Annotated in this window: 23 protein-coding genes; 16 read left to right on the top strand and 7 right to left on the bottom strand. The window is 59.5% G+C overall.

The genetic code is table 11. From position 1 onward, the window contains the following. The first annotated feature begins 1 nt into the window (after window position 1). Both BR41_RS00590 and BR41_RS00585 read left to right on the top strand, forming a co-directional pair. Entirely contained in the window at window positions 2-3,325 is a 3,324-nt protein-coding gene (locus BR41_RS00590) for an ImcF-related family protein (protein ID WP_084186732.1), read from the top strand. 297 nt (window positions 3,326-3,622) lie between these two features. After that, window positions 3,623-4,390 carry a ParA family protein gene (locus BR41_RS00585; RefSeq protein WP_035051583.1) on the top strand — a complete coding sequence of 256 codons (768 nt, stop codon included), beginning with the start codon at window positions 3,623-3,625 and terminating at the stop codon, window positions 4,388-4,390. A gap of 469 nt (window positions 4,391-4,859) precedes the next feature. On the opposite strand, the gene BR41_RS00575 is transcribed toward BR41_RS00585, so the two are convergent. Next, a complete protein-coding gene (locus BR41_RS00575; protein ID WP_035051581.1) occupies window positions 4,860-5,216 on the bottom strand; it encodes a cupin domain-containing protein in 357 nt (118 codons plus the stop codon). Between the two features lies 1 nt (window position 5,217). Beyond that, window positions 5,218-6,636, bottom strand: a complete 1,419-nt coding sequence (gene dnaB, locus BR41_RS00570) for a replicative DNA helicase (protein ID WP_035051579.1) — start codon at window positions 6,634-6,636, stop codon at window positions 5,218-5,220. Window positions 6,637-6,723: 87 nt separating this feature from the next. Between dnaB and BR41_RS00565 the strand changes: the two genes are divergently transcribed. Together BR41_RS00565 and BR41_RS00560 are read left to right on the top strand one after the other, a co-directional pair. Further along, window positions 6,724-7,152: a type II toxin-antitoxin system RatA family toxin gene (locus BR41_RS00565; protein ID WP_035051577.1), complete on the top strand. Its 429-nt coding sequence runs from the start codon at window positions 6,724-6,726 to the stop codon at window positions 7,150-7,152. Then, the gene (locus BR41_RS00560) at window positions 7,145-7,480 is read left to right on the top strand and encodes an RnfH family protein (protein WP_035051575.1); all 336 of its coding nucleotides are present in this window, start codon (window positions 7,145-7,147) and stop codon (window positions 7,478-7,480) included. The genes BR41_RS00565 and BR41_RS00560 overlap by 8 nt, the downstream gene beginning before the upstream one ends. Before the next feature lie 100 nt (window positions 7,481-7,580). Here BR41_RS00560 and BR41_RS00555 read toward each other — a convergent pair whose 3' ends face one another. Beyond that, window positions 7,581-8,081: a DUF4124 domain-containing protein gene (locus BR41_RS00555; protein WP_156970487.1), complete on the bottom strand. Its 501-nt coding sequence runs from the start codon at window positions 8,079-8,081 to the stop codon at window positions 7,581-7,583. A 33-nt stretch (window positions 8,082-8,114) separates the two neighbouring features. On the opposite strand from BR41_RS00555, the gene BR41_RS00550 reads away from it, so the two are divergent. The 8 genes from BR41_RS00550 to BR41_RS00515 all read left to right on the top strand — a co-directional run bounded on the left by BR41_RS00550 (window position 8,115) and on the right by BR41_RS00515 (window position 16,335). Beyond that, entirely contained in the window at window positions 8,115-10,541 is a 2,427-nt protein-coding gene (locus BR41_RS00550) for a heavy metal translocating P-type ATPase (protein ID WP_035051571.1), read from the top strand. A 2-nt stretch (window positions 10,542-10,543) separates the two neighbouring features. Next, complete coding sequence (gene ccoS / locus BR41_RS00545; protein WP_035051570.1) at window positions 10,544-10,753, top strand: cbb3-type cytochrome oxidase assembly protein CcoS; 210 nt, start codon at window positions 10,544-10,546, stop codon at window positions 10,751-10,753. A 208-nt stretch (window positions 10,754-10,961) separates the two neighbouring features. Continuing rightward, entirely contained in the window at window positions 10,962-12,383 is a 1,422-nt protein-coding gene (ccoN, locus tag BR41_RS00540; RefSeq protein ID WP_035051568.1) for a cytochrome-c oxidase, cbb3-type subunit I, read from the top strand. Between the two features lie 47 nt (window positions 12,384-12,430). Then, window positions 12,431-13,045: a cytochrome-c oxidase, cbb3-type subunit II gene (gene ccoO / locus BR41_RS00535; RefSeq protein WP_035051567.1), complete on the top strand. Its 615-nt coding sequence runs from the start codon at window positions 12,431-12,433 to the stop codon at window positions 13,043-13,045. A gap of 3 nt (window positions 13,046-13,048) precedes the next feature. Beyond that, window positions 13,049-13,219 (top strand): cbb3-type cytochrome oxidase subunit 3, encoded by a 171-nt coding sequence (locus BR41_RS00530; RefSeq protein WP_035051564.1) that lies wholly within the window; start codon window positions 13,049-13,051, stop codon window positions 13,217-13,219. Between the two features lie 23 nt (window positions 13,220-13,242). Continuing rightward, complete coding sequence (gene ccoP, locus BR41_RS00525) at window positions 13,243-14,160, top strand: cytochrome-c oxidase, cbb3-type subunit III (protein WP_035051562.1); 918 nt, start codon at window positions 13,243-13,245, stop codon at window positions 14,158-14,160. Window positions 14,161-14,313: 153 nt separating this feature from the next. Continuing rightward, a complete protein-coding gene (gene ccoG, locus BR41_RS00520) occupies window positions 14,314-15,759 on the top strand; it encodes a cytochrome c oxidase accessory protein CcoG (RefSeq protein WP_035051560.1) in 1,446 nt (481 codons plus the stop codon). A gap of 66 nt (window positions 15,760-15,825) precedes the next feature. Beyond that, the gene (locus BR41_RS00515) at window positions 15,826-16,335 is read left to right on the top strand and encodes a FixH family protein (RefSeq protein WP_035051558.1); all 510 of its coding nucleotides are present in this window, start codon (window positions 15,826-15,828) and stop codon (window positions 16,333-16,335) included. Window positions 16,336-16,402: 67 nt separating this feature from the next. Here the strand turns inward: BR41_RS00515 and BR41_RS00510 are convergent, their stop codons facing one another. From BR41_RS00510 to BR41_RS00495, 4 genes are all read right to left on the bottom strand, one after another. After that, on the bottom strand, window positions 16,403-19,558 hold the full coding sequence (locus tag BR41_RS00510) for an error-prone DNA polymerase (protein ID WP_051709660.1): 3,156 nt from the start codon (window positions 19,556-19,558) through the stop codon (window positions 16,403-16,405). 5 nt (window positions 19,559-19,563) lie between these two features. Beyond that, window positions 19,564-21,030 (bottom strand): Y-family DNA polymerase, encoded by a 1,467-nt coding sequence (locus BR41_RS00505; RefSeq protein WP_051709656.1) that lies wholly within the window; start codon window positions 21,028-21,030, stop codon window positions 19,564-19,566. Continuing rightward, the gene (imuA, locus tag BR41_RS00500) at window positions 20,942-21,664 is read right to left on the bottom strand and encodes a translesion DNA synthesis-associated protein ImuA (protein WP_035051557.1); all 723 of its coding nucleotides are present in this window, start codon (window positions 21,662-21,664) and stop codon (window positions 20,942-20,944) included. Before imuA ends, BR41_RS00505 begins: the two co-directional genes overlap by 89 nt. Window positions 21,665-21,828: 164 nt before the next feature. Next, window positions 21,829-22,788: a tRNA dihydrouridine synthase gene (locus tag BR41_RS00495; RefSeq protein ID WP_035051555.1), complete on the bottom strand. Its 960-nt coding sequence runs from the start codon at window positions 22,786-22,788 to the stop codon at window positions 21,829-21,831. Window positions 22,789-22,921: 133 nt separating this feature from the next. Between BR41_RS00495 and BR41_RS00490 the strand changes: the two genes are divergently transcribed. The 4 genes from BR41_RS00490 to msrA all read left to right on the top strand — a co-directional run bounded on the left by BR41_RS00490 (window position 22,922) and on the right by msrA (window position 25,338). Next, complete coding sequence (locus tag BR41_RS00490; RefSeq protein ID WP_035051553.1) at window positions 22,922-23,509, top strand: LexA family protein; 588 nt, start codon at window positions 22,922-22,924, stop codon at window positions 23,507-23,509. Between the two features lie 10 nt (window positions 23,510-23,519). Next, window positions 23,520-24,347 carry an NADPH-dependent 7-cyano-7-deazaguanine reductase QueF gene (gene queF, locus BR41_RS00485; protein ID WP_035051550.1) on the top strand — a complete coding sequence of 276 codons (828 nt, stop codon included), beginning with the start codon at window positions 23,520-23,522 and terminating at the stop codon, window positions 24,345-24,347. Window positions 24,348-24,444: 97 nt separating this feature from the next. Beyond that, window positions 24,445-24,708 (top strand): DUF2164 domain-containing protein, encoded by a 264-nt coding sequence (locus BR41_RS00480; RefSeq protein ID WP_035051548.1) that lies wholly within the window; start codon window positions 24,445-24,447, stop codon window positions 24,706-24,708. Window positions 24,709-24,798: 90 nt separating this feature from the next. Further along, entirely contained in the window at window positions 24,799-25,338 is a 540-nt protein-coding gene (msrA, locus tag BR41_RS00475; protein ID WP_035051546.1) for a peptide-methionine (S)-S-oxide reductase MsrA, read from the top strand. The last annotated feature ends 226 nt before the right edge of the window (window positions 25,339-25,564 follow it).

The following is a 25,564-nucleotide window of genomic DNA, read 5'->3' as shown; positions in this document are numbered from 1 at the left end:
AATGCGAATGCAAAAAGGCTTGGCCTTACCCCTGCTGGTGATGTCGCTATCGGTGCCCGTCATCCTGATCGTTTGGCTGCGGCCTTCTCTACTCGATGCGCTCACCCATCCGTTGTGGTGGAAGATTGGCATCACCGTTGGCATATCGTTGCTGTTGGCATTCCTGATCACGCCAATCGTTTTGCGCTTGGTATCAGGCCGCAACGACAAGGTGTTTAGCCAACAAAGCTATCAGCCACCGGCAACGCATCAGATCGCAGAACCTAACGCCTTGCCGGGGCTTATCTCCCTTCGTGCCCACCTCAAATCCAGCTACTCCTGGTTCACCCGCCGCCGCCTGCCCTGGCTGCTTGTCGTTGGTGACATCGTGCTGACGAAGCAGCATTTCCCCAATCTATTTACCCAAGGCTGGCTCGATACGGGTGAGGCTGTATTCATCTGGGCTGGCGATGGTGCGGCAGTCCCCGCCAAGGGCTGGCGGCGGCCGGCTGACGGCATCGTGGCCGTCACGGATGGGGCGATGGATTCGGACGCGCTATCGGTCGAAGTTGCGCATCTCACACAAGCTTGCCGTTATGCCCTGCCGGTGCAGCTGTGGTTATCCCCGGCAGGGGTAGATGGACAACGGCAGACCGGCACAGGGCTGATTTATGGCGGATTCGCGGAGCATACGGCGCGGGATGCAGAGCAAGTCGGAGCAATGTTGCAGCAACTTGTCGCACCATTGGCGAAGTCGGGTGTGGCGGCGATTCGGCAAGGGTTTGGATTGAGTTTCGATGCCGCACTGTCGGCTTATTTAGAGCAGCAAGGCCCGACGCAAGCAGTCTGGATCAGCCGGTTTGCGAGCGGGTTACATCGGCGGCAACGTTTGTGTGGCGCGCGGTTCCTTCCGGGTGCTGCTTCGGTGCCTGCGGGCACTGATGCGCGCTCGGCCATTGCTCCCACCGGACTGGCCATCTTGGCTTCCTCCACCCCAGTGTTGCGCGATCTGTGCGTGGTGCGTCCCGCAAAGCTGGCGTGGAGCGGCGGCGATTGGTTTTTTGGCGGCGTGGCAGTTTGCGCGGGGTTATGGGCTGTCGGGATGACAATTTCATTCGTCGGCAATCAGCGTTTGCTTGCGCAGGCCGAGGCACATGTAGCAACGCTGCAGGCCGCGCCGATACTGAAGCAGGCATGGCCGGCACTGCTGGCGGTGCAGGATGATCTGGCACGGCATGAACTACGTGCTGCGCATGGCGTGCCGTGGCGATTACGTTTTGGGCTGGATCACAACAAGGCAACGTTGGCGGCATTGTGGCAGCCCTATGGAACAGCAAGCGGCAAGTGGTTGGTGCAGCCGGTAATGGGGCAATTGCAGTCCGGTTTGCGGGCGTTGAATTCAGTCCCACTCGATCGTGCAGACGATGATCAATCCGGCACGGATTCAATCGGTCAGCAGGGTTATGAAACGTTGAAAACGTATCTGATGCTGGCGGAGCCAAAACATGCCGATGCGGCCTTCCTTGGGCCACGCTTGGCTGCGGCGGGGCAAGCATTATGGCCGGCTTTGTCGCCGGATAGCGTCAAGCAAATGGCTATGTTTTACGCGGGCCATCTACCCCTGCAACCGCAATGGAAAATGCCGGCTGATGCCGATGCGGTGTACGCCGCCCGCCAGACGCTTTCCGGCTTGATCGATGTAGAGCAAGCCGAAGACACGCTGTATCACGCGCTGCTCGCCAACACCAAGGCGAAGTATCCCGACCCGACCATGGGCAGTTTGCTGGGCGGGCGGGATTCGCGCGGTTTGTGGTCGGTGCAGGGACGTTTGCCGGGGACGTTCACGCGGCAAGCGTACGACGGCTATGTGCGCGAGGCGATCCTGCAGTTATCCAAGCATTCCGCGGTAGCAGGCGACTGGGTGCTGGGGGAGCAGCAGGTGCCGCTGACGGCCCAACCGGAGGAGTTGCAGGCACGGCTAAACCAGCGCTACTTCACCGATTTTGCCTACGCGTGGCAGGCGTTCCTGAATCGGCTGAGCTGGGTGCCAGAAGCCAGTCTCGCGGGCTCAGCAGAACAATTACGCACCTATGCCGATGCGCAGCAGTCGCCGTTGGCTGCACTAATGAAGACGGTGGCGTGGCAGGCGCAGACCGGCATGCAGACAACGACGCTAGCCGATTCACTGGTGGAAAAAGCCAAGGGGGTATTCAAGGACAAGGATGGCGATCCGGCCGCAGCGCGCATCGCAACCACGCCAAGCGGGCCGTTGAGCGAGGCATTCGGCCCCTTGGTACGACTGGTTGATGGCGGCAATGGAAATGGCGGCGAGCAAACATTGAGCCTGCAACGCTATCTGGATCGTGTCAGCGCGACGCGCTTGAAGCTCGATCAAGTCACCGCCGCCACCGATCCGGATGCCCTCGCCCGGCAGCTGGCGCAAAACCTGTTCCAAGGCCGGGCCAGCGATTTGATCGATGCGCGGCAATATGCCGAGCTGGTCGCGGCCAGCCTGGGCAGCGCCTATGCCGGCATGGGGCGGAACCTGTTTCTGCGCCCGCTCGATCAGTCGTGGCAAACCTTGTTGCAACCGGCGGCGGCCAGCATCAATCAATTGTGGCAAGACAGCGTGGTGACGCCATGGAACGGTCGGCTAGGCGGACGTTATCCGTTCGGCGATCTGACCGCGGATGCATCATTGCCGGAGCTGGCGCGTTTCCTGCAGCCCGGTTCGGGCGCCATTCCGCAGTTCGCCAGCACGCAACTGGCCGGCATCCTCACCCGGCGCGGCGAACAGTGGGAGCCCGATCCCATCTATGCGCAGACGCTGCAATTCGATCCGGCGTTTCTGAATGCGCTCAATCAACTGTCTTGGCTGGCGAGCCATCTCTATGCCGAAGGCGACACCCATTACCGCTTCCAGCTGTTGCCGATTCCGGCTGCCAAGTTGATCGAGAGCGAACTCTTGATCGATGCTCAGCGCCTGCGCTACTTCAATCAGAAAGCAGACTGGCAGACGTTCTCCTGGCCGGGCGACCCGGAACAAGCCGGCGCACGCCTCAGCTGGACATCCGTTCAGGCCGGGTTGCGCAAGCAGGATGATTACGCCGGCCGGTGGGCCTTATTGCGGCTGTTGGCAACGGCAAAGGTTGAGCAGATCGATAAGGCCAATTATCGGCTGCAGTGGGATTTGCCAGACGGAGAGAAGTTGCGCTACATCCTCCGCACCGAAGCGGGTGCCGGGCCGTTGGAGCTGCTGCAATTGCGGGGATTCAAGTTGCCGCAGCGGGTGTTTGTAACGAGAAAAGCGGCAGCAGCCAGTGCCGTAAAGGACAAGGCCGGATGAAAATGGCGACACTGATCGATCGCCGGGCTGCCCCGCAAAACCGGGTTACTTACAGGGCGAAAATATCGTCATTTTCGATAAGGTCAAGGCGATGCAAATCGCCTTGCCGTCCATCGGCTCGCCTGCAATCAATTCGCAACAGACCACAACGCAAAACCTGAAATACGGCAGCAGTTTAGGTGTGTCTTGGGCCCGAATAATTCCTCTGTCCAACCGCTGGCCGGCTGGGCCAGATACCCGGCACAGCCCACGTCGGGTAACATGCCGCACAGATCAAATCAGGGTGGAAATGGAAAGATGACGGTCATCGCGGTATTCAACCAGAAAGGCGGTGTAGGCAAGACGACGGTAACCGCCAACCTGGCTGCAGCGCTGGCCCAGAACGGGCATCACCCGTTCGTGATCGACCTCGATCCACAGGCACATCTGTCGCATTACTGGGGGCTGGATCGGCCTGGAAAGCCGCGTCATAGCGTGCACGAATTCTTCCGTGGCTTGGTGCCCCTCTCCGATTTGGCGATCCCGCTCGATAACGGCATCCACTTTGTGCCATCGCATCTTGAGCTTTCCAAGGTCGATGCGCAGATTACCCGCCATCGCGATCATATCTGGCGGCTCAAGCTGGGTCTGACGGCGGAAATGCTCGCTGACAGCACACCGACCCTGATCGACTGCGGCCCAATGCTGGGCGTGCTCAGCTTCGCCGCGCTGCTCGCCGCCGACCTGATCTTGGTGCCCGTCGCGCCAGAAACGCTGGCCCTGAACGGTGCCGCCATGACCGAACGCACTTTGCTGGGTCTGGAAAAGCTAGATACCCGCAAGCCACGCCGTTACCTGCTGAACCGGCACACACCCGGCAGCGTGTCTTCCGAAGCCGTGCTCAAGCAGATGCAGCGCCATTTCTACAACGAAGTCCTGAAAACACGTATCCGCGCCAGCGAATCGTTCGAAGCCGCGGTCATTGGTCAGAGCAATGTGTTCGATATCGAACCGAATGGCTCGGCGGCGCAGGATTTCGGTTTTCTGCTGGATGAGTTGGTGGAAAACGAGCTGGTCACGCTCTAAGGCTCGCCGCAAATGGCATTGCTCGTGGCGCTCAAGGACTACGCGGCAAAGGCATTTCGCTGGCAACGCGGCCGGCAAGGCACGGGTTACGACAAGATGCTGCTGCTCACCGCGCTGTAGCCGATCCCGTTCGATAGCTACCTGATCCGCTACCCCGAAGGGTCGGAAATCCCGCCGCATACCGATCCGGTACAGCAAGGTCGCCATTACCGTTTGAACATCATCCTGAAATCGCCGCGTGCTGGCGGTGAGTTCGTCTGCGCGACACCGATCTATGCATCCAGACGCATCAAGCTGTTCCGGCCTGATGCCTGCGAGCACAGCGTAACCCGCGTGATGGGCGGGAGCCGTTATGTGCTTTCGATTGGGTGGATTTTGGGCCGGTCGACCTAAAACATGCGCTAACGCGTAGCCGGGATGGTGGAGGAATAAGCCATCGCGCCAACCCCGGCCGGCGAAGCCGTCCGGGCTACTTGATGGTTTCAACAACCACGAAGTACTTCTCTACCGGTTCAACGACTTCGAACTGACCGACAAACCCGGCAGGAATCACGGCCGCTTCACCCGGGCCGACTTCCGTCACCACGCCATTTGCATCATGCAACCGCGCCCGGCCAGTCATCACGCAGAAAAACTCGTGTTTGTCCGGCGCGAACTGGATGCGCCAGCGCCCCGTTTCGCAACGCCAGATACCGCAAGAGATGCCGTCCTGCGCGTAATGCTCGAAGGTGGTGCGTAGCGGATTGCCCGCCTCCAAGCGATCCGGCCGCGGGCGGTCGTAGGCCGGTTCGACTGTTTGGCGACCAAAGTGAACGATGCCGCCCATCTCAAGACTCCAGATCGGACGACCAGCCGTCCGGGCGGACCAGCGCGTTGTTGAAGCGGGAATACATACCCTGGAACTGCAGCGGCACCTTACCAACCGGGCCGTTCCGGTGCTTACCGAGAATGCATTCGGCCAAGCCTTTCATGTTGGAATCCGGGTTGTAGTACTCGTCCCGGTACATGAACATGATCAAGTCGGCATCCTGTTCAATGGCGCCGGATTCGCGCAAGTCGGACATCATCGGGCGTTTGTCGGTCCGCTGTTCCACCTGCCGGGAGAGCTGCGACAGCGCGATGATCGGCACCTGCAACTCTTTCGCCAAGCCTTTGAGCGAGCGCGAGATTTCACTCACTTCGGATGCGCGGTTCTGATCCTTGCTACCAGCACGGCCTGCCATGAGCTGGATGTAGTCGATCACGATCAGGCCGAGCTGCCCGCCCACTTGCCGTGCCAGCCGTCGTGCCCGGGTACGCAAATCCAGCGCGGTAAGTGCGCCGGTTTCCTCGATGAAGATCGGTGCTTCGGACAATTTGTTCACGGCGTGGGTGAGGCGCATCCAGTCCTCGTCCTCAAAACGACCCGTCTTGAGTTTGTGCATGTCGATCTTGCCGATCGAGCCGACCATCCGCATACCGAGCTGCGCCGCGCCCATTTCCATCGAGAAAATGGCGACTGGCAGTTTCAGCTCACAGCCGACATGCTCGGCGATGTTCACTGAAAATGCGGTTTTACCCATCGATGGGCGACCGGCGACGATGATCAAGTCGCCTTTTTGCAGCCCGGAAGTCATCTTGTCGAGATCGAGGAAGCCGGTGGCAACGCCGGTGACTTCGGACGGGTTGTCTTGCTTGTAGAGGTAATCGATGCGCTCGACGATCTCTTTCAGGATCGGCGGCATCGAGATGAAGCCTTGCTTGCCTTTGTTCGACTGCTCGGCGATCTGGAATACCTTGGATTCGGCCTCATCCAGCAGATCAGCCGGTTCGCGGCCGTTCGGGTTGTAGGCAGCGTCGGCGATGTCGGTCCCGACGGAGGCCAACTGCCGCATCACCGATTTCTCGCGCACGATTTCGGCGTAGCGGCGGATATTGGCGGCAGACGGCGTATTGGCGGCGAGCATGCCGAGATAAGCCAGACCGCCGACGTAGGCCAGCTCGTTGGCATTGTCGAGCGACTCGGCGACGGTGATCACGTCGGCCGGGCGGTTATGCTCGATCAGTTTGGAGATGTGTTGCCAGATGCGACGGTGGTCATCGCGATAGAAATCGGCCTCGAACAAGATGTCCGCGACGCGATCGAAGGCCTGGTTTTCGAGCAGCAGGCCGCCCAGTACCGATTGCTCGGCCTCAATCGAATGGGGCGGCAGGCGCAGCGACTGAAGTTGCGCCGCATCTTCGGCGGATATAGGATGCTCGGTCATTTTCCGAACTGGCTTCTGTACAGGGAAAGTCGCATATTCTAGCTGCTTTTACCTGCCAAGCCGTCACGCTGATCCCCTACCAAGCCTATGCAGTCGATCCACAAGACCGTTCTTGTCACCCACTCCGCCGCAAAAATGATGGCGCTGGTGGATGCGGTCGAGGACTACCCCAAATTCCTGCCCTGGTGCGGCGGTGTTGAGGTGCACGAGCGCGGCGAGAACACGCTGGAAGCCACGGTGCGGATCGATTTTCTCAAGGTCAAATCGTACTTCCGTACGCGCAATCGCACCGAAGGACAGACGATCGACATGGAGCTGGTCGACGGCCCGTTCCAGCATTTCGAGGGCATCTGGCGCTTCACACCGCTGATGGACGACGCATGCAAGGTCGAGTTCGAACTGGATTACCAATTCCAGAGCCGCACGCTTGAAACGCTGATCGGGCCGGTCTTCGGCAAGATCACCGGCACCTTTGTCGATTGCTTTATCAAGGAAGCGGATCGCCGCCATGGTTGATCAATCCGTCACCCCGGACGAGATCACGGTCGAAGTCGTCTACGCAACGCCCGCGCAGCAGAAACTGGTACAGCTTCGTTTACCTGCAGGAACGACAGCATCCGAGGCAATCCACCGCTCAGGCTTGCTGGCGCTGTTTCCGGAAATCGACCTCACGCGCAACAAAATCGGCATTTTTTCGCGCGCAGTGAAGCCGGATGCGGTGTTGCGGGATCAGGATCGCGTGGAAATTTATCGCCCGCTGATCGCGGACCCGAAAGAAGTCCGCCAGCGACGGGTCGTTGAAGACCGAACCGTGAAAAAAGCGCGCAGAGCATTGGGCCGCTGAGCTGGGCACCGCAGCCATTCGGGCTACTTACCCGCAATAAAAAACCGGCTTGATGGCCGGTTTTTTATTCGCTACGGAAATGTCATCGGAAACGTCGTCGTTATTGTCCGCAGTTATCCGCGATATCTTTCTGGGCTTTGGCGATTTCCTCTTGCTTCTTTTCTGCCGGCAAGAATTCAAGTTCGCCTTTTTCGTTGGTGCTTCTCATCTGCGTCGCGTTTTGCAAGAAACTCAGGCGCGTTCTGGCTGCTTGGCAGGCTTGTTCGTTGACCTTCTTCTTGGCCGCCTCATTCGCAACGGCCGGCGCTGATGCTGCACCGGATGCTTTCGCATCGTCAGTCTTGCGCTTGTAACCAGATAACGAGCTGACCGGCAGATCCTTGGTATTCACCACGGATGCCTTTTTCTTTTGCGCACCAGCCGGCGGTTGATCCGAATAGTGCCAATTGCCGTTATCGTCTTTCCATTTGTAGATTTCGGCTTGAGAACTCGCCGCAACCAGCAAAAACGCAATACCGAATGTGATACTGAATAACAATTTCATGGTCTTCCCCATGTGGCTTCTGCCTGCAAATCTAGGCAAAACAAACGTTGCGGGCAAGCATTCTTACAGTTTGGCCGGTAAAATGCGCACATGATTGCTACACCTGCCGCCGCTGCGCGCTGTTTTCATTGCGGCGAACCTGTTCCAGAGTCCCCGGTTTTTCCCGTCCGCTATCGTCAAATCGAGCAGGCCACTTGCTGCGCCGGCTGCCAGGCGGTGGCGCAAAGCATCATCGACGCCGGCCTTGACGACTACTACACACAACGCGAGCGCCCAGCTCATCGCGCACAACCCTTGCCGGACGAATTGCAACAACAGTTGCAGCTGTATGACGACCCGCAACTGCAGCATAGCTTTGTCTACGTGGAAGAGGCCGATATCCGCGAAGCGGCGCTGCTGATCGAAGGCATCACCTGCGCCGCCTGCATCTGGCTCAACGAGCGTCACATCTCCCGTCAGCCCGGTGTGCTGGCGGTATCGATCAACTACACCACGCATCGGGCACGGGTGCGCTGGGACGAATCCAGAACGCATCTGTCGGCCATCCTGCAGGCCATCGCGGCAACCGGCTATCGCGCCCATCCCTATGATCAGGCCCGCCAAGAAGCGGCCCAGCAGAAAGCGCGCAAATCGTCGCTATTGCGGTTGTGGATCGCTGGCTTGTCGATGATGCAGGTGATGATGTTTGCCGTGCCGGTCTACCTGGCCCCAGCTGGCGATATCGACCCGCAATGGCTCACGCTACTGCATTGGGCCAGTTTCCTGATGACGCTGCCGGTTGCGCTCTACAGCAGCTGGCCGTTCTACCAGTCCGCCTGGCGCGATCTCAAGCAAGGTCGGACGGGCATGGATCTGCCAGTGAGCATCGGTGTGATCTCCGCCTTTGCCGCCAGCGTGCATGCGCTGTTTACCGGTCACGGCGCAATCTATTTCGATTCGGTTTCGATGTTTGTCTTCCTGCTGCTTGGCGGCCGCTACCTTGAGCAAGGCGCACGGCAACGCGCCGGAGCCGCGTTGGAACAGCTGGTGCGTTTGGCGCCAGCATTCGCCCACCATTTACCTGCCTGGCCAACGGAGCGGACCAGCCGGGAGGCAACGGTCAGCAGCCTCAAACCCGGTGACGTCGTGCTGGTGAAGGCTGGCGAAACCTTCCCGGCCGATGGCCTTGTGCTGGAAGGCACCAGCACCACGAACGAAGCCTTGCTCACCGGCGAGAGCCGCCCCGTCGCCAAGCACGTAGGCTCGACGGTCACCGGGGGCAGCAGCAACCAGGTCTCGCCGCTGATCGTCAGCATCGAGCAGGTTGGTGAAGGCACACGCTTGGCCGGCATCGTCCGCTTGCTTGATCGCGCCTTGGCAGAGAAACCCCGGCTTGCCCGCCAGGCGGATCGAATTGCCGGCTGGTTCGTGGCAACGCTCTTGGCCGTCGCCGCAGCCGCGTGGCTGTTCTGGCACTGGCACGACCCGGCGCACGCGCTGCCCATCATGGTAGCGGTGCTGGTCATCTCTTGCCCCTGTGCGCTCTCTCTGGCGACGCCGGTTGCGCTCACGGCGGCAACTGGGCGACTGGCGCAACGCGGGCTATTGGTGACGCGCGGTCATGCGCTGGAATCGCTGGCAAATGTCACTGACGTGGTCTTCGACAAGACCGGCACACTGACCCTAGGCGAGCCGCACGTCGTCGAAGCCTTGCCACTGGCAATGGCTATCGAACAGGCTCGCGCACTTGCAACAGCGCTGGAGGCTGCATCCGAACACCCGCTGGCAAGCGCGTTCGATGGCGCAACCACTTACACCGCACACAATGTCATCAACACCCCAGGCGGTGGCCTGACTGGCGACATCGATGGCATGCGCCACGCAATCGGACATATCGATTTTGTAGCCGACCATTGCGCCGCGCCACGTCCAGCGCTGGCTGGTGACGGATGGATCGTACTGGCGACCCAACATGAATGGCTTGCCGCTTTCCGGCTGGGCGACACGCTTCGCCCCGATGCCAAACAGGCCATCGCGACGCTACAGGCATCCGGCCTCAAAGTGCACTTGCTGAGCGGCGACCGCGCTGCGAATGCCACCCCAATCGCTCAAACCTTGGGCATTGACGACGTGCACAGCGAAGCCACCCCGCAAGACAAGCTGGCTTATCTGAAGCAGTTGCAAGCGAGTGGCGCCCGCGTGCTGATGGTGGGGGATGGCGTCAACGATGCACCGGTGCTGGCGGCCGCGAATGTTTCCATCGCGATGGGAGCGGGTGTGGATATCGCCCAATCCAGCGGCGATGCCATCCTGCTCGATAACCAGCTGGTACGCATCAGCGAAGCATTGCGCACCTCGACAGCCACTCGTCGGGTAATTCGACAGAACCTTGCTTGGGCATTAGGCTACAACCTGATCGCCTTACCGCTCGCGTTAGCTGGCTTGGTCACGCCCTGGCTCGCCAGCCTCGGCATGGCCACTAGTTCATTTATTGTGGTTGTCAATGCGCTCCGGCTAACCGGATACGGGAAAACGTGATTATGGAAAGTCTGTATCTACTCATTCCATTATCCGTTTTACTCGCTTTCCTGATTGGTGCCGTGTTCTGGTGGTGTGTGCGTAGCGGTCAATTCGAGGATCTGGAAGGACCTGCTTACAGAATCTTGCAGGACGATGATGCACCGCACAAAGAAGCGCAAAACAGCGCCGAAACACAAAAAACACCTGACTCGCCGGCTGACGAACGGTAAAATGCACGCCGGCTTCGGCTTGGCTTGATTCGCATCAAACCCGCACCCATTTCGGTGCGCTAATTTGCCGACGCATCCTATTACTTGCCCTTGTCCGGACTCCCTCTCCGACAAGGGAACGCTTTTTTGGGCCGCATGGCGCGTGACGCCGGCTTCAGACCCCAAGCACACACTTTTTTCAGTTTCGGAGCGCTATCGGAGCTTTTTTATGGAAAACCAAGCCACATACAATTACAAAGTGGTGCGGCAATTCGCCCTTATGACAGTCGTCTGGGGCATTGTCGGCATGCTGGTTGGGGTGCTTATCGCAGCCCAACTCGTCTGGCCCGAACTCAACGTCGGCCCCTACTTCCACTTCGGCCGCCTGCGCGCGCTGCACACCAGCGGCGTGATCTTCGCTTTTGGTGGTTGCGGCCTGATGGCCACCTCGCTGTATGTCGTGCAGCGCACCTGTAATGTCCGGCTACTCTCGGACAAACTCGCCGCCTTCGTATTCTGGGGTTACCAGGCGGTCATCGTTTCCGTGATCATCACGTACCCGCTCGGTATTACCTTCAACAAGGAATACGCCGAGATGGAATGGCCGATCAAGGTATTGCTGGCGATCGTCTGGGTGGCTTATGCAGTGCTGTTCTTCGGCACGCTGGCCAAGCGCAAGGTCAAGCACATCTACGTGGCGAACTGGTTCTATGGCGGCTTCATTCTCGCTGTGGCTCTGCTGCACATCGTCAACAGCGCCTTCATTCCGGTTTCGATGTGGAAGTCCTACTCGGTCTACTCCGGCGCCGTCGATGCGATGGTGCAATGGTGGTACGGCCACAACGCGGTGGGCTTCTTCCTGACCGCGGGCTTCCTCGGCATGATGTATTACTTCGTGCCCAAGCAAGCCGGCCGCCCGATCTATTCGTATCGCCTGTCGGTCGTCCACTTCTGGGCGCTGATCTTCACCTACATGTGGGCCGGCCCGCACCATCTGCACTACACCGCGCTGCCGGACTGGACCCAGTCGCTCGGCATGGTGTTCTCGCTGATCCTGCTGGCACCGAGCTGGGGCGGCATGATCAACGGCATCATGACCCTCTCCGGCGCATGGCATAAGCTGCGTACCGATCCGATCCTCAAGTTCCTGATCACCGCCCTCTCCTTCTACGGCATGTCGACCTTCGAAGGCCCGATGATGGCGATCAAGACCGTCAATGCGCTCTCGCATTACACCGACTGGACCATCGGCCACGTTCACTCCGGCGCGCTGGGCTGGGTGGCAATGATCACCATCGGTTCGATCTATTACCTGATTCCGCGCCTGTTCAACCGCGAGCAGATGTACTCGATCAAGTTGATCGAAGTGCACTTCTGGATGGCAACGCTGGGCGTGGTGCTCTACATCTCGTCGATGTGGATTGCCGGCGTGACGCAAGGCCTGATGTGGCGTGCAGTGAACCCGGACGGCACGCTGACCTACGCCTTCATTGACGCGGTCAAGGCCACCCATCCGTACTACTTCATCCGTGTCCTTGGCGGTCTGTGCTACTTCGGCGGCATGGTCCTGATGCTCTACAACGTGCTGCGCACCATTGCCGAAGGCAAAGCGGTGGATGCCCAGATTCCGGCCGTGGCCGCTCACGCCTAATCCCGTGCACATGGCCCCGCGTTCAAGGCAAATCGGAAGAAGAAAACATGGATAAAGTTCAGAAACTCATTGAAGAAAACGTGGCGTGGTTGATCGTGCTGACGATCCTCACCGTCAGCGTGGCGATGTTCGTCGAAATCCTGCCACTGATGTTCTCCAAATCGGTCACGCAGCCCATCGCGGGTGTCAAGCCCTACCCGGCGCTACAGCTGGCCGGCCGCGATATTTACCTGCGTGAAGGCTGCTACAACTGCCACTCGCAGATGATTCGCCCGTTCCGCGCCGAAACCGAACGTTATGGTCACTACTCGGTGGCTGGCGAATCGGTCTACGACCACCCCTTCCTGTGGGGCTCCAAGCGCACTGGCCCGGATCTGGCGCGCGTTGGCGGTCGTTATTCGGATGAATGGCATCGCACGCACTTGATGCACCCGCAAGACGTGGTGCCGGAGTCTGTCATGCCGTCGTTCCCGTGGCTGGCTGCCAACAAGGTCGATGGCGAATCGCTGCCGGCCAAGATGCGAGCCTTACGTACGGTTGGCGTGCCCTATACCGATGCCGAGATCGCCACTGCAACGAAGGATGTAGAAGGCAAGACCGAAATGGATGCCGTCATCGCCTATCTGCAAGGTTTGGGTCTGGCACTGAAGAACAAGAGATAAATCATGGAGCTTCAGGATATTTTTCGCATTGTGGTCACGCTGGCGGGCTTCATCTGCTTCGTCGCCATCTGTGTGTGGGCCTATGGCAAGCGTAGCCGTGAGGGGTTCGATGAGGCGGCCAACGCGCCGATCCTCGACGACGATACGCCGCATACACCCAAGCAATCGTCCTGACGCGCCTTGCGGAGAACTATGAAATGACAGATTTCTACAGCGGTTTCTGGGGCGTTTTCATCGCGGTTATCGTGATCGCCTCGCTGATTTGGCTGGCTTACGTACTGAAAAGCCAGATGGTGCTCAAGCTCAAGAAAGGCGAGCAGGCCCAAGTGCTTCACCACACCTGGGATGGAGACTTGCAGGAATACAACAACCCGCTGCCGGGCTGGTGGGTGGGCTTGTTCTTTCTGACCATTGTGTTTGCAGTCGGCTATCTGGTGGTCTATCCGGGTCTGGTGGTGTTCGGCAATGCCTGGGGTTGGTCATCTGGCGGTCAGTACCAAAAGGAAGTCACCAAGGCGGACAACAAGTACGGCCCGCTTTATAACAAGTTCCTGGCGATGCCGGTGCCGGATGTGGCGAAGGATCAGGAAGCCCATGCCATGGGCAAGCGCCTGTTCTACACCTATTGCATCCAGTGCCACGGCTCGGATGGTCGCGGTGCAAAGGGCTTTCCGAACCTGGTCAACCATGACTGGATGTATGGCGGCAGCCCGGAAAAGATCGTGGAAACCATCAGCGGCGGGCGCCACGGTCAGATGCCGGCGTTTGGCGCTGCGTTTGGCGAAGAAAAGGTCAAGGACGTCGCCAACTACGTGTTGAAGATCTCCGGGAACAACTTCAATGATGCGCGTGCGACACGGGGCGCGGCCACATTTGCCCAGGTTTGCGCGGCCTGTCACGGCCCGGACGGGCATGGCAATCAAGACGTTGGTGCTCCCAACCTGACCCACCCCAGCAAAGTGTGGCTGTATGGCAAGGCGGAATCGACCATCATCGAAACCATCACTAACGGCCGCAATAATGTGATGCCGGCGTGGAAGGACTTCCTCGGCGACGGCAAGGTACATGTGCTGGCCGGCTACGTGTACAGCCTCTCGCACAGCGAAACCAAATAAGAACCAGATGGTCTGCCCATGCAGGCATGGATCGGGCGGGATGCATATCCCGCCCGTTTTTCCTCATAGCACCGCGAAACACGCAAGACCAAGCCGTTTGTTGAAAGGGAAGACCTCCTTTCCTTCCAAGAAACCGTTTTGGATGAACCCATCATGAGCAAGAAACTGGCCGACATCCCCGTCAAGGTGATCCCCGCAGACGGGCCGGATGACGAATACGAGGAAATCCAGCTCTACGCCAAGCACAAGAAGCTGTATCCGCGCTGGATCAACGGCTTCTGGAACAAGTGGCGCATCTTCTTCGTCTTCGCCACGCAGCTGTTCTTCTACGGCATGCCGTGGGCCACCATCAACGGCCGCCAGGCCCTGCTGTTCCATCTGGCCGAGCAAAAGTTCTACATCCTCGGCCTCGTCTTCCTGCCGCAGGATTTCATCTACCTCACCGCCCTCCTGCTGATGTGCGCGCTGGGTTTGTTCGTCTGGACGGCGATTGGCGGGCGACTCTGGTGCGGCTACTCCTGTCCACAGACGGTCTACACGGAAATCTTCCTGTGGATCGAGAAATGGGTCGAAGGCGACCGCCCTGCCCGCATGAAGCTTGATCATGGTCCGCTCACGGCCCGCAAGGTCCGCCTCAAGACCATCAAACACGCCATCTGGATTGTGTTCGCCTTGTGGACCGGCTTCACCTTCGTCGGCTACTTCACCCCGATCCGCACGCTTTGGGCTGAGACCATCACCCTCACCATCGGCCCGTGGGAAGCATTCTGGGTACTGTTCTACGGCTTCGCCACCTATGGCAACGCCGGCTGGCTGCGCGAACAAGTCTGTAAATATATGTGCCCGTACGCTCGCTTCCAAAGTGCGATGTTCGATGCCGATACACTGGTCATCAGCTACGACGCCGAGCGCGGCGAGCAACGCGGCCGGCGTCAGAAAGGCTGCGACTACAAGGCCGAAGGCTTGGGCGACTGCATTGACTGCACCATGTGCGTGCAGGTCTGCCCGGTTGGCATCGATATCCGCGACGGCCTGCAATACGAGTGCATCGGCTGTGCCGCCTGTATCGATGCTTGCGACGAGGTCATGGATAAAGTCGGCTACCCGCGCGGCTTGATCCGCTACACCAGCGACAACGCGCTTCAGCACAAATACACCGAACGCGACATCATCAAGCGCATCACCCGGCCCCGCGTGGTGATGTATAGCCTGGTCCTGCTGATCGCCATGGGTGCAACCGCAACCGCTTTGGTGTTGCGCCAGCCGATCAAGGTCAACGTGTCACGCGACCGTGTCGCGCTAGTGCGCGAAGCCGACAATGGCTGGCTGGAAAACAGCTACCGCCTGCAGATCGAGAACGCCGACGAGGCCCCACACAGCTACAAGGTGAGCGTTGAAGGTCTGCCGGGCGTGAAATGGATTATGGAAGGCGGCGAGCACGTCAAGGTCACACCAGATGCACCGGTTGATGTTGGCATCCGCGTTCAGGCCGACCCGGCCAATGCCGGCCCGGGCAGCCACCCCATCCAGTTCGTGATCCAGGCCGAAGACGACCCGAAACTGGTCACCCATGAGAAATCGAGCTTTATCGGCCGCTGAACCACACGAACGCTCTTGAACACCAGCCCGGCGCCACCCAGCGCCGGGCATTGAAGGAAGCCTGCAATGCCTATCGCCATACCCACCCCATCTCCTGCACACCCTTGGTACAAGATGTTCTGGCCGTGGTTCCTGATGGCGCTCCCCGCCGTCGCCGTGGTTGCCAGCCTTTACACCTTCTACATCGCCGTCCGCACCAGCGACGGGCTCGTTGACGACGACTACTATCGCGATGGTCAGGCCATCAATCAGGAACTCGGCCGCGACAAGGCCGCCACTGCAATGGGCATTTCCGCGCAGGTGATTCTGAGCGAAGACGGCCGCAATATCCGCGTGCTACTGAACAAGGCCGCTGATGGTACGTTGCAACTCGACCTGTTGCACCCGACCATGGCGGGCCAGGACTCCCATCTGAAACTGCAGAGCGAAGGACCGATGCTCTATTCGGGTCAATTGGTTAAACCACTCTCACCCACGCATTGGGATGTCGAACTGGGCGATACAGCTAACCATTGGCGACTGCGCGGTCAGTGGCAGGTGGGTAATGGCGAACCACTGCAGTTGCAGTCGCATTGAGCAGTTTGAAAAAGTGATTTGAGAACGGGTGACTAGCCAACGCAGTCACCCGTTTTCGTAACTGCCTTCAGTGGAAGTCCCTGCTCACCGTCTCCAGCCGCCCCAGCCAAGCGGTCTTATCCACCAAGCGCTTGGCCAGCAGATGTACCACCTCCCCTTGCCGCTGCACCACGCCATACACCGCCATCAAACGCGATTGCAGCAGCTCGCGCCGGAACTGATCGCCCAAGTCCTTCTTGACGATCACGTTGACGTTGCCTGTTTCATCTTCCAACGTCACGAACGTCACTCCGTTGGCAGTGCCGGGATGCTGGCGACCAACCACGATGCCGCAAGCACGGGCAATCCGACAGTCCGGGCAAGCGCGAATTTCTTCTGCGGTGAGCAGCCGCTCCTGGCGCAGCCGTTTGCGCAACAGGCTGAGCGGATGGGCGCGTAGTGTTAGCCCGAGGCTGCGGTAATCGGTCACGATCTCATCGCCCAATGTGGGGGCCTGTATCGCAGGCACCGCATCCATATCGCTGGTGCCCAAATCGCACCGACCATCAAGGCCGCTAACCCGCCACCATGCCTCACGCCGGTGCTGTGCGAATGCCGCCAAGGCACCGGCTTCGGTCAGCGCCGTCATGGCGCGCCGATCCAGCTCGGCCAGCTGCTGTAGCGCCTCCACGCTCTTGAAGCCATCTGCTGGCCGGACGCTGGCAATCCGCCTGCCAACCTCCTCGCCCAGCCCCGTCACGCGATTGAAACCGAGCCGAACAGCGGGTTGGGGCAGCTGTTCGGCTGTCGGCTTGATGGTTGCCGGCGGCCCTGCTCCACTCCCAGCCTCCAATACGCTATCCCAATCGCTGTGCTGCACATCGACCGGCAAGGCCTCGATGCCATGCCGTTGCGCATCCTGAATCAGTTGATAGGCGGAATAGAACCCCATCGGCAGCGAATTGAGCAGGCCACATAGAAATGCAGCGGGTTCGAAGCATTTGAGCCACGCCGAGGTATATGCCAACTGGGCGAAACTCGCGGCGTGCGATTCCGGGAAGCCGTATTCGGAAAAACCTTCGATCTGCTGGATGATGCTTTTGGCGAAAGCTGGCGAGTAGCCATTCTTGGTCATACCATCGAGCAGTTGTTGTTCGTATTCTCTCAGCTTGCCTGTACGCCGCCAGGATGCCATCGAGCGGCGTAAATCATCGGCTTGGCCCGGTGTGAAATTCGCGGCTACTTCCGCCAGCCGCATCACCTGCTCCTGGAAAATCGGCACGCCCAGCGTGCGGGACAACACATCTCTTAGCACTTCCTTCTCATAAGTCACCAGTGCTGGGTTTTGCCGACGTTTCAGATACGGATGCACCATCCCCCCCTGAATCGGCCCCGGCCGCACGATCGCCACTTCAATCACCAAGTCATAAAATTTCGTTGGTCGCAGGCGAGGCAGCATGCTCATCTGCGCCCGCGACTCGACCTGAAACACACCAATCGCATCAGCGTGGCCCAGCATTTCGTAGACCGCCGGCACTTCGCGCGGCACGTGCTCCATGCCGAATGGCTTGTTGCGGATTGCCGAGACCAGCTGCAAGGTGCGGCGGATCGCCGACAGCATGCCCAATGCAAGGACGTCGACTTTGAGCAAACCGACGGCATCCAGATCGTCTTTATCCCACTGGATCACGGTACGTTCCGGCATGGCGGCATTTTCAATCGGCACCAGCCGTGCCAAAGGACCGCTCGAAAAAACAAAGCCGCCGACATGCTGGGATAAATGGCGAGGGAAACCGCGCAAGGTGTGCACGAATTGCAGCAGCAAGCGCACCGACCGGCTATCCGGATCAAGACCCGCTTCGATCATCCGCTGCCCGAGCTGATCGCGGCTTTCCCACCAAGAAAGATTCTTGGCCAGCCGATCCAGCTGATCTTCCGCCAGCCCCAGCGCACGACCGACATCGCGCAAGCAAGATTTGGTGCGGTAGCTGATCACCGTCGCTGCCAGTGCCGTGCGTTCCCGGCTGTATTTTCGGTACAAATACTGGATCACCTCCTCGCGCCGGTCATGCTCGAAATCGACATCGATATCCGGTGGCTCACCCCGTTCTTTGGAGATAAAACGCCCGAACAGCAGATTGCCTTCCTTGGGGTCGACCTCAGTGATGTGCAAGGCATAACAGACGGCCGAATTCGCCGCCGAGCCGCGCCCCTGGCACAGGATGCCCTGGCTGCGAGCAAAGACCACGATGTCATGCACGGTGAGGAAATACGGTTCGTATTCCAGCTCGGCAATCAACGCCAACTCTTCATGCACCTGCTTTTGCACCTTGCCCGGTACGCCGTCCGGGTAACGCTTGACCAGTCCCGCCGCCACCAGATTGGCCAGATGCTCGCTCGCCGTCAGCCCGACCGGCACCAGTTCGGAGGGATAGTCGTACTTCAGCTCATCCAGCGAAAACGTACAGCGCTCGGCGATGCGCAACGTCTCCGCCAGCAAGGCAGCCGGGTACACCAAGCCCAGTTGCAATCGGGAGCGCAAATGCCGTTCGCCGTTGGGAAACAAAGCGTGCCCACATTGCGCCACCGGCTGACCGATACGCACCGCCGTCAGCAGATCCTGCAGCGCCCGCCGAGAACGAACATGCATATGCACGTCGCCGGCGGCCACCAAGGGCAAGCCTGTTTCCTTCCCGAGCCATTGCAACTGGGCCAAGCGCCCACGGTCGTCCGGCCCTTGATGCAGCTCAACCGCGATCCAGCTGCGTTCCGGAAAAAACGTGGCAAACCAGGCGCCATCTCGTAACGCTGGCTGCGCGGATGGCAACCAGAGCGCGAGCAGGTGACGGGAGAAATCCGCGATATCGTCGCGATCCAGCCGGTACTCACCTTTTTCTGCAGCACGCCGACCACGCGTGATCAGCTCGGAAAGATCGCCATACGCCACCCGATCCGGCGCAATCAGTACCAGCTTCAAGCCATCGAGCAGTGTGAATTCCGCGCCGACCAGCAGCTTGAGGCCAGCTTCCTTCGCGGCCTGATGCGCCCGCACAATGCCGGCCAGCGAGCATTCATCCGTGACAGCCAAGGCGGCATACCCCATCGATTTGGCGCGTTCGGCCAGCTCACTAGCCCGCGAAGCACCGCGCTGGAACGAGAAATTGCTCAGGCAATGCAGCTCGGCATAGTCCGGCAGGCCAATCGCAATCGCGGATGAGGTGGGTGACTGATCAGGTACAGGCATCGGACTCACCCAAACAAGCCATGTAGCCACCAGTCCTGCGTGGCCCGGTCTTGAAAAATCCAATACCGCGCGCCAGACGGGCCACTCGCCACGTAATAATCCCGCGCCACCGTGGCATCGTCCCACCAGCCGGATTCGATCCGCTCGGCCCGACTGATGAAAGACAGCGGCTCGCCATGCCAGGGTTTTTCCTGCCGGATCGGCAGCTGTCTGGGGGCCGGCAACAACCAGCCGGGGCGCGGGCCAACCGGCAACGCGGCCGATTCAGCGCCCACAGGTGCAAGTGCCCAAGCGCGTTCGGGCCGGTGATCCTGCACAGTCACGATGCCATTCACCGCATCCTCACCCAGCCGGGCTTTCAGACGCGCCACCAGCAATTCAACCTCCACCTCGCCCGACTCACTACCGAACAAGGTCAATGGCCGGCCATTCAGCGTATGCAGGGTCTCAGCGACCAGCGTGATTGTTTTCACCGGTGCAGCCAGCGCGTAGTGCGCCACCCGCTCGCGCAACACCGCCAGCATCTCGGTAGTGCGCCGTGTCGGCCGGCCAAAGCCGAGGGATAAGGTGGTTGTGGGCAGTTCTTCATGCTGGAAACGAAACTGCACCGTCTGCACGCCCAAACCACGCCCGGTCAGGAACCCGGTCAGCTCGTCGATCAAGCGGCGCGCCAGGATCAGGAATATCTCGACCGTCTCGAACGGCCAATCCAAATCGATGCCGTGCTCGAAGCGATTAGGAGGAATGAAGGGTTCGCGTGGATCAGCGGCCTCGCCCAAGGCCCGCTCCAGCAACAAAGGCAAGGCGGGCGTAAAGCGGCGGGCCAGACCGGCATGTGGTAATGCCAACAATGCACCGACTGTCTCGATGCCCAGTTGGGTCAGGCCGGTTTCACTCTCGGCCGCCAAGCCCAAGCGCTTGACTGGTAACGGAGCCAGCGCCTCTGGCAAATCCGCACTCCTCAGCACTGGATCGCTCAACCCTTGCCAGGCACGCCATTGCGCGGCAAGCGGTGTCGGAGCGCATCCCAACACGGCATGATGCCCCAGTTGCTGCAGCCCATCCTCCACGGCCGTGATCAGGACAGGCAAACCACCGAAATACCGCAGGCAACCACCGATTTCCAGCAGCAAAGTCGCCGGCGACTCGATCACCACCGTTGGCGTGAATTGCTGTGCCCAGCAGGCCAGCGCGATCAGCGTTTCAGCCTCGGCCTGCGGCTTGCGCGAGAGGATGGTCAGCTCGTTCGCCAGCGCCAGCGCGGCAGAGAGCTTCATGCCAACCTGCAAACCGAGCGAAGCGGCTAATTCATCGACCAGAATCAAGCGTTCAGTGCGCCCTTCCGGCGAGACGACGATGCGCGGCAAGACCGACTGGGCCGGCTCAGCGGGCGACTCTTGAGGCGACAGATACACCGCCGTCGCGAAGACATCCAGCGGTAGTTGCGGCAATGCGAGCGCCAGCCAAAGCATGATGCCCCTCCTGAAATGACAACAACACCGGCTCGGTCAATGGCAAACCGCGCCGCTTGAGCACTCTTACCTGCCAGCCCTGCGGCGCTGGCGACACAGCCAGACGCAGCGGCAAGGGCAAGCCATCGACAGCAGCCTGTGGCATGCGGCCAGCCCGCACCAACAACCCACAGCCCCCGCCTTCACGCGCCGCCAGCTGCAGCCGGCGTGCGGCCCGATCATCCACACCGCCACAAAACCAGCCGAGCACCGCGCCGCAGCTGGATTCACGCAATGCTTGCTCCATTGTCCAGAGTGCTTCGGCCACGGAAGGCGGCTGCACCCGGATCAGCCGCTGCAAGCGCAGCCCCGCCTGCTGCCAAGCGGGTGCATAAGGAATCAGCGGCGGGTTCACCAGCACCAGCGCGGCCTGGCGGCTCAAGCGCGCCAGCATCGGCCAGAGCAATGCCAATTCGCCACTGCCGGGGCGTGTCACCAATAGTTCGGTCACAGCGGTGCGCGGCCAGCCGCCGCCGGGCAACACGGCATCCAGCGTGGCAAAACCACTGGCGAGCACATCGCCAGCAGTCATACCGCCAGCATTGCCTTGCCAGATGGCTGGGTGGCGCAATACATCGCGCAAGGCGGAGCTCATGGACTTGCTCGTGAGTAACCAGACAACTCGAGAATACAGAACGATCGTTCTATCATCAAGTTGTAGATTGATGAACGGCGCAACGCGAGCGCCCGCATACAGTCCGCATCAAGGCGGCCTGTGGCAGGTCAATTCACGCTATACAACGCGTTCAGGGGAGTGAATCAGGCTGGGAGAGCGAGTGAACGAGACGACAGCAGGGCCGGGAAAACCAGCTGCTCGATTTCAGCGGGCTCCGTGATCGTCCGGCAAGAGAGGAACAGCGCATCGGCCTCGGGATAGACCTTGCGCAAATAGGCCAGCCATTGCTTGAGCCGGCCGGCACGATGCTTGGGCAGCACTTCGGGCTCGACCTTTTGCCAGAAGAGGCGCAGCAGCGGCTCGATTTCTGCCCAGCTTGCGCCGCCCTGCCCCTTGGCGACACGCGCCAAACCGGGCGATGCAACCATGCCACGGCCGAGCATCACGTCATCACAGCCGGAAACAGTGCGACAGCGGTTCAGGTCATCCAGATTCCAGATTTCGCCATTGGCGATCAGCGGAATCTGGATCGCTTCACGGATGGCCGGCAGCTCTTCCCAATACGCTGGCGGCTTGTAGCCATCGGTCTTGGTCCGGGCGTGCACGACCAACTCTGCTGCGCCGGCCGATTCGATGGCTTGGGCGCATTCGAGCTTTCTGGTGCGATCTTCGTAACCCAGCCGCATCTTGGCAGTCACGATGATGTGTTTCGGGACGGCACGACGCACGGCGGCGACGATGTCGTGCAGCAACTCCGGCTCGGTCAACAGCACCGCACCGCCGCGATGGCGGTTTACCGTCTTGGCCGGGCAGCCAAAATTGAGATCGATCCCGGCCGGATTCAGCGCCGCCAGCTTGGCAGCGTTTTCGCCCAGGCACACCGGATCGGAACCCAGCAATTGCACCCGCACCGGCACACCGGCCGGCGTCTTGCTGCCATGAAGCAATTCCGGCGCGATGCGGTGGAAGACCTTGTTCGGCAGCAGCGTGCCCGACACCCGCACGAACTCGGTCACGCAGATATCCACGCCACCCAGGCGGGTGAGCATGTCGCGCAACACGTGATCGAGCAATCCTTCCATCGGTGCCAGATAAATCCGCACGCAGCTGTCCTTGAATCGAGTGAAGGCGGCATTCTACCTGAGTCAGTCTGCGACAACCCGCCGGGCCGACGATTGACACTGTACGTTCGTTCACCCAAAATGAGCGAACGAATGTTCTGTGAGCGAGTATCAAATGGGCACCCCCAACCGCGATACCGAATACCTGGGCAAGTTGCAGGATTACTACGCCGATTACCGCATCCTTCCGTCCTACGCCACGATCGGCGAACTGCTGGGCATGGCGTCCAAATCGGCGGTTTCGGCACTCGTCAAACGGCTGACACTGGCTGGTTTCATCGAGATGACGCCGGACAAACGCCTCGCGCCTACCAAGCGTTTCTTCGAGCGCGAGCTGGCCGATTTCAACGTCCCGGCCGGTCTGCCCGCCGCTGCCAACGATGCGATGAGCGAATCGCTCTCCATCGATGAATACCTGATCCCCCGCCCTTCCAACACCATCATGGTGAAAGTGCGCGGCGATTCGATGGTGGAAGCCGGCATTCACGATGGCGATATCGCCATTGTGGAAAAACGCCACGCAGCCAGCATTGGCGACGTAGTGGTAGCGATTGTCGATGGCGAATACACGCTGAAAGAACTGGCGCGAGACAAGCAAGGTTATCTGCTGCTGCCAAAAAACATCGACTTCCAGCCGATCCGCCCCAAGGAAGGACTGGAAATTTTCGGGATCATGGTCGGCCTAGTCCGTAAATATCGTTAGGAAACCGGTCATGACCGAAGCTCAACACTCTCCGCTCGGCAAAGCTGTCAGCTATGTCACGCAATACGATCCGAGCCTGCTGTTCCCCATTCCACGCCAAGGCAAGCGTGACGAAATCGGCGTAACCGGCACACTGCCCTTCATGGGCGTAGATATCTGGAACGGCTATGAGCTTTCCTGGCTGAACCCGCGCGGCAAGCCGCAAGTGGCATTGGCGGTCTTTCGCATTCCGGCTGATAGCCCGAATATCATCGAATCCAAGTCTTTCAAGCTCTACCTCAACAGCTTCAATCAGACCAAGCTGCAAAACAGCGAGGCACTGGCAACGCTACTCCGCGACGATCTCTCTCAAGCGGCTGGCGCACCGGTCAATGTCGAGTTGATCGAGGCGGAGCGCTTTACCGGCCAGAAGTTTGCCGAACTGGATGGCTACTGCATCGACAACCTCGATATCGAAGTCGACACCTACAGCCCGCAGCCCGGCTTGCTCAAATGCGATGAGGCCGATGCCCCGGTCGACGAAGCGCTCGTCTCCAACCTGCTGAAGTCCAATTGCCTTGTCACCGGCCAGCCCGATTGGGCCAGCGTGCAGATTCGCTATATCGGCCAGCCGATCAACCGCGAATCCTTGCTGCGTTATCTGATCTCGTTCCGCAACCATAATGAATTCCACGAGCAATGCGTCGAGCGCATCTTTATGGACATCCTGCGCGACTGCAAACCATTGAAACTCGCCGTGTACGCGCGCTACACCCGCCGCGGCGGGCTCGATATCAATCCATATCGCTGTAATTTCAACGGCCCTTTGCCGACTAACCTGCGAACCGCCAGACAATAGCAGCCGCATCGTGCGGCCGCGTTGCTCCGGCGGGCTACTGATCCGGGGAGAAACGCAATGCTGCGCAGCCCATCGAACTAGTCAGGAACGACACGTAATGGCAATTGAACTAGACAAAGGCATCCGCAAAGAGGCCATCGAGTCCATTGAGCGCTACTTTGCAACGCATATGGAAGAGCCAATCGGAAATCTGCAGGCAGATGCCTTGCTCGGTTTTTTTATCGATGAGATTGGCCCATCCATTTACAACAAAGCGGTGCAGGACGTTCAAGAGCGGCTGCAACAACGGATTATGGAAATTGATCTTGAAGTGCACGAAGAAGAGTTTGGTTATTGGCAAAAATACAAACGGCGTCGCTAATCAATCAGTAGCGATACCACCGTGCAATGGCTTGGTGTATTCCGATATATCAACCGGAATTTGCCCAAGCACTCATTGAGGAAAAATATCGTGAACAACCAATTAGAAACGGCAACCTTGGCTGGCGGATGTTTCTGGTGCCTGGAAGCGGTCTTCCAGCGTGTGCGCGGGGTCGAGAAAGCGGTATCCGGCTATATGGGTGGCCATACGCCCAACCCTGATTACCGGGCCGTATGCAGCGGTGACAGCGGTCATGCCGAAGTGGTGCAGATTACTTTCGACGCGAGCGTCGTCAGTTTCGATACCCTGCTCGACATCTTTTTCACCATCCACGACCCAACCACACTGAACCGGCAAGGCAACGACAGTGGCACGCAGTATCGCTCGGCGATTTTTTATCACGATGCGGCACAAGAGCAGGCGGCCCGTGCCAAGATCAAGACGTTGACCGATGCGCATGAATACCGGGACGCCATCGTCACGCAAGTCACCGCACTGCAAACGTTCTATTCGGCTGAGAATTACCATCAGGACTATTTCAACCGGAACCCTAATCAGCCTTATTGCATGGCGGTGGTTGGGCCAAAGGTGAACAAGTTGTTGAGCCACTTCGGGAAATTAACGGCCTAGTTGGTCATGAATTACGAAGCTCAATAGGTAAAATAGCCGGTTTAAAAGTCCGATACTATTTCTTCGAGAAAGAAGTACCGTTTTCCATGCAGGGAATATAGTGCTTTTTTCTGAAGATTCGCTGTAGGAGCGAGCTTGCTCGCGATGGCACTGTTTCATTCACCGTTGCCATCGCGAGCAAGCTCGCTCCTACAGAGTGCCTTTACAAGCCACTGTTTTGGCGGAA

Origin of the sequence: Andreprevotia chitinilytica DSM 18519 (assembly GCF_000711875.1) — a bacterium.
Lineage (GTDB): Bacteria > Pseudomonadota > Gammaproteobacteria > Burkholderiales > Chitinibacteraceae > Andreprevotia > Andreprevotia chitinilytica.
Note: the sequence above shows the minus strand (reverse complement) of the source record. Positions and strands in the feature narration are given on the sequence as shown.

What these genes read in the sequence shown, in the direction of transcription:
- BR41_RS00590 (WP_084186732.1), top strand. Translation starts at nt 2, where the DNA reads ATGCGAATGCAAAAAGGCTTGGCCTTACCCCTGCTGGTGATGTCGCTA.
- BR41_RS00585 (WP_035051583.1), top strand. Translation starts at nt 3,623, where the DNA reads ATGACGGTCATCGCGGTATTCAACCAGAAAGGCGGTGTAGGCAAGACG.
- BR41_RS00575 (WP_035051581.1), bottom strand. Translation starts at nt 5,216, where the DNA reads ATGGGCGGCATCGTTCACTTTGGTCGCCAAACAGTCGAACCGGCCTAC.
- dnaB (WP_035051579.1), bottom strand. Translation starts at nt 6,636, where the DNA reads ATGACCGAGCATCCTATATCCGCCGAAGATGCGGCGCAACTTCAGTCG.
- BR41_RS00565 (WP_035051577.1), top strand. Translation starts at nt 6,724, where the DNA reads ATGCAGTCGATCCACAAGACCGTTCTTGTCACCCACTCCGCCGCAAAA.
- BR41_RS00560 (WP_035051575.1), top strand. Translation starts at nt 7,145, where the DNA reads ATGGTTGATCAATCCGTCACCCCGGACGAGATCACGGTCGAAGTCGTC.
- BR41_RS00550 (WP_035051571.1), top strand. Translation starts at nt 8,115, where the DNA reads ATGATTGCTACACCTGCCGCCGCTGCGCGCTGTTTTCATTGCGGCGAA.
- ccoS (WP_035051570.1), top strand. Translation starts at nt 10,544, where the DNA reads ATGGAAAGTCTGTATCTACTCATTCCATTATCCGTTTTACTCGCTTTC.
- ccoN (WP_035051568.1), top strand. Translation starts at nt 10,962, where the DNA reads ATGGAAAACCAAGCCACATACAATTACAAAGTGGTGCGGCAATTCGCC.
- ccoO (WP_035051567.1), top strand. Translation starts at nt 12,431, where the DNA reads ATGGATAAAGTTCAGAAACTCATTGAAGAAAACGTGGCGTGGTTGATC.
- BR41_RS00530 (WP_035051564.1), top strand. Translation starts at nt 13,049, where the DNA reads ATGGAGCTTCAGGATATTTTTCGCATTGTGGTCACGCTGGCGGGCTTC.
- ccoP (WP_035051562.1), top strand. Translation starts at nt 13,243, where the DNA reads ATGACAGATTTCTACAGCGGTTTCTGGGGCGTTTTCATCGCGGTTATC.
- ccoG (WP_035051560.1), top strand. Translation starts at nt 14,314, where the DNA reads ATGAGCAAGAAACTGGCCGACATCCCCGTCAAGGTGATCCCCGCAGAC.
- BR41_RS00515 (WP_035051558.1), top strand. Translation starts at nt 15,826, where the DNA reads ATGCCTATCGCCATACCCACCCCATCTCCTGCACACCCTTGGTACAAG.
- BR41_RS00510 (WP_051709660.1), bottom strand. Translation starts at nt 19,558, where the DNA reads ATGCCTGTACCTGATCAGTCACCCACCTCATCCGCGATTGCGATTGGC.
- BR41_RS00505 (WP_051709656.1), bottom strand. Translation starts at nt 21,030, where the DNA reads ATGCTTTGGCTGGCGCTCGCATTGCCGCAACTACCGCTGGATGTCTTC.
- imuA (WP_035051557.1), bottom strand. Translation starts at nt 21,664, where the DNA reads ATGAGCTCCGCCTTGCGCGATGTATTGCGCCACCCAGCCATCTGGCAA.
- BR41_RS00490 (WP_035051553.1), top strand. Translation starts at nt 22,922, where the DNA reads ATGGGCACCCCCAACCGCGATACCGAATACCTGGGCAAGTTGCAGGAT.
- queF (WP_035051550.1), top strand. Translation starts at nt 23,520, where the DNA reads ATGACCGAAGCTCAACACTCTCCGCTCGGCAAAGCTGTCAGCTATGTC.
- BR41_RS00480 (WP_035051548.1), top strand. Translation starts at nt 24,445, where the DNA reads ATGGCAATTGAACTAGACAAAGGCATCCGCAAAGAGGCCATCGAGTCC.